Annotated in this window: 3 protein-coding genes; 2 read left to right on the forward strand and 1 reads right to left on the reverse strand. The window is 73.3% G+C overall.

What is annotated here, in order from left to right; translation table 11 throughout:
- Positions 1 to 1,361: beta-ketoacyl [acyl carrier protein] synthase domain-containing protein (locus tag AXW62_RS38005; protein ID WP_214516889.1), on the reverse strand; the 1,361-nt coding region annotated here is incomplete at its 3' end.
- Positions 1,362 to 1,495: 134 nt separating this feature from the next.
- Between AXW62_RS38005 and ccrA the strand changes: the two genes are divergently transcribed.
- Together ccrA and AXW62_RS38015 are read left to right on the forward strand one after the other, a co-directional pair.
- Positions 1,496 to 2,845, forward strand: coding sequence for a crotonyl-CoA carboxylase/reductase (ccrA, locus tag AXW62_RS38010; RefSeq protein ID WP_079115985.1), 1,350 nt, complete (start codon positions 1,496 to 1,498; stop codon positions 2,843 to 2,845).
- A 14-nt stretch (positions 2,846 to 2,859) separates the two neighbouring features.
- Positions 2,860 to 3,248, forward strand: a 389-nt coding sequence (locus AXW62_RS38015) for an aminotransferase class III-fold pyridoxal phosphate-dependent enzyme (protein WP_159061060.1), incomplete at its 3' end; no start/stop codon positions are given.

Consider the following 3,248-nt stretch of genomic DNA (forward strand, 5'->3'; position numbering starts at 1 on the left):
GGGCCGGACCCGGGAGCCGGGGCGGCACAGGCGTCGGCCGGGGCGGCAGCGGTGGCGCCGGGGAGGTCCGCCGGGTCGGGCGCGGCCGCCAGGACCAGGTGGCAGTTGGTGCCGCCCATGCCGAACGAGCTGACCCCGGCGATCAGGGGCGCCTCCGGGCTGGGCCACGGGCCCAGCCGGTCGTGCACGCGCAGCCGCCACTCGTCCATGGGGATGCGCGGGTTGGGGGTGCGGTAGTTGCGGCTGGCGGGCAGCTCGCCCTCGCGCAGCGCGAGAACCACCTTGAGCAGGCCGGTGATGCCGGCGGCGGCCTCCAGGTGGCCCACGTTGGTCTTGACCGAGCCGACGTGCAGCGGCCGGGCGGCGGGCCGGAGGGCGCCGAGCGCCGCGCCGAGCGCCTCGGCCTCGACCGGGTCGCCGGCGCGGGTGCCGGTGCCGTGCAGTTCGACGTACTGGACGGCGGCCGGGTCGACGCCCGCCTGGCGGTACGCCTCCTCGATCACCTCGCGCTGCGCGTCCGGCTCGGGGTGGGTCAGACCGGGACCGCCGCCGTCGTTGTTGACCGCGCCGCCGCGGATGACGCACCAGATGTCGTCGCCGTCGGCCAGGGCCCGGCGCAGCGGCTTGAGCACCACCACCGCGCCGCCCTCGCCGCGGACGTAGCCGTTGGCGCGGGCGTCGAAGGTGAAGCACTCGCCATCCGGGGACAGGGCGCCGAACCGTTCGACGTCGGCGGTCGCGGCGCCGCTGAGGTTGAGTTGCACGCCGCCCGCGAGGGCGAGGTCGCACTGGCCCGACCGCAGGCTCTCGCAGGCGAGGTGCACGGCCACCAGGGACGAGGACTGGCCGGTGTCGACGGTCATGCTGGCGCCGCGGGTGCCCAGCAGGTACGACAGCCGGTTGGCGATCAGGCTGCGGCCGAGACCGGCCAGGGTGTGCGGGGAGAGGGCGTCCGGGCCCGCGCCCGCGGTGAGCCGGGCGTAGTCGTCGGCGACCGCGCCGAAGAAGATCCCGAACCGGGTGCCGCGCAGGCGCGACGGCACGATGCGGGCGTTCTCCAGGGACTCCCAGCCGAGTTCGAGCGCGAGGCGCTGCTGGGGGTCCATGGCTGCCGCCTCGCGCGGGGTGACGCCGAAGAAGTCGGCGTCGAAGTCCTCGACGCGGTCCAGGAAGCCGCCCCTGCGCAGCCGCACGGGGGCGTCGCTCCAGCGGTCGGCGGGGGCCTCGGCGACGGCGCCGCGCCCTTCGCGCAGCAATTGCCAGAACGCGCCGGGGTCGGGTGCTCCAGGGAGTCGGCAGGCGATTCCGACAACCGCCACGGGCTCCGGGGGACGGGGTTCGTCATGCACGTCTACGGCCACGAAACCGACGGTATGCGCGGGGCTCCACCGCCCGGCAACTGGCCGGAATCCGGGCCGGGGCCGGGCGCGATGAACGGGCGATTACCTGGCGGCACTAGGTTCCGCAGCAGGCCGGACTATGCCAGGGAGCAGCCGTGAACCCATTCCTGGAAGCGATTCTCGACAACCGACCACCTGAGGTGTTCGAGAGTCTGGACCTTCCTGACACCTACACCGCCGCGCATCTGCGCGCGGAGGACACCGAGATGTTCCGCGACGCCGCCGACAAGGACGTCAGGAAGTCGCTGCGGGTCGGCCCGGTGGAGATGCCGGAGCCGGCCCCCGACGAGGTCGTCGTCGCCGTGATGGCCAGTTCGATCAACTACAACACGGTGTGGTCGGCGACGTTCGAGCCGATGCCGACGTTCACCTTCCTGCGCAAGTACGCGGCGCAGGGCGGCTGGGCGGCCCGGCACGACCGCCCGTTCCAGGTGGTCGGCTCGGACGCCGCGGGCGTGGTCGTGCGGGTCGGTTCCAAGGTCAGCCGGTGGAAGCCCGGTGACCATGTCGTGGTGCACCCGGTGCACGTGGACGAAGAGGAGCCGGTGACCCACGCCGACGCCATGCTCGGCACCGAGATGCGCGCCTGGGGCTATGAGACCAACTACGGCGGGATGGGCGAGTTCGCCATCGCCCGCGCCAGCATGCTGGTGCCCAAGCCGCCCCATCTGACCTGGGAGGAAGCGGCCGTCGTCCCGATGTGCGGCAGCACCGCCTACCGCATGCTCGTCGGGCCGAACGGGGCCCGGATGACCCAGGGCGACGTGGTCCTGGTCTGGGGCGCCGCCGGGGGTCTGGGCGCGTACGCGGTGCAGTTCGTCAAGAACGGCGGCGGCATACCCGTGGCGGTGGTGGGTTCGCAGGCCAAGGCCGAGGCCGTCCGCCGGCTGGGCTGCGAGGTGGTGGTGGACCGGTCCGAGATCGGGCTGAGCGACGACCCCGATCCCTCCCCCGAGGACACCATCGCCGCCGGGAAGCGGCTGGGGCGCATCATCCGCCGGGAGACCGGCAGCGACCCGCAGATCGTCTTCGAGCACGTGGGGCGGGCCACCTTCGGCATCTCGGTTTTCGTCGCCGGGCGGGGAGGCACGGTGGTCACCTGTGGTTCGAGCACCGGCTACCACCACGCGTACGACAACCGCTACCTGTGGATGCGGCTCAAGAAGGTGGTCGGCAGCCACGGCGCCAACCTGGACGAGGCCGCGCGCACCAGCCGCCTGCTGTCCCAGGGCGGGATCGTGCCCACCCTGTCCGCGCTGTACCCGCTGGAACGAGCCGGTGAGGCGACCCGGCTGGTGCAGAACAACGAGCATGTCGGCAAGGTCGGCGTGCTGTGCCTGGCGCCGGCACCCGGCCTGGGCGTCACCGCGCCGGAGGTGCGGAAGCGCATCGGGCCGGAGCGGCTCAACCCGCTGCGGGAGTTCGCGCCCGCGTCCTCACTGTGAGAGGAGTACTGCCGATGGAAGAGCTGGCGGAACGCTATCTGGGAAACGCCCTGTCCGCGTGGGGCCTGGACGTGGAGTACGACCGCGCCCAGGGCGACACCGTGTACCTGCCGGGCCCCGACGGGGGGCGGACCGCGGTCACCGACTTCGTGGGCGGCTTCGGCTCGCTGTTCTTCGGGCACAACCACCCGGAGCTGGTGGCCCACGCGAAGGCCCTGCTGGACGCGGGCACGCCGAGCCACGCGCAGCTGTCCAAGCGCACCGAGGCCCAGCGGGTCGCCGCGGCGCTCGACGCGATCGTCCGGCGGGAGCTGGGCGCCACGGAGCCGTACGAGGTGGTCTTCGCCAACACCGGTGCCGAGGCCGTCGAGGCGGCCATGAAACACGCCGAGCTGGCGCGGGT

This window comes from Streptomyces hygroscopicus subsp. hygroscopicus, from assembly GCF_001553455.1.
GTDB lineage: Bacteria > Actinomycetota > Actinomycetes > Streptomycetales > Streptomycetaceae > Streptomyces > Streptomyces hygroscopicus.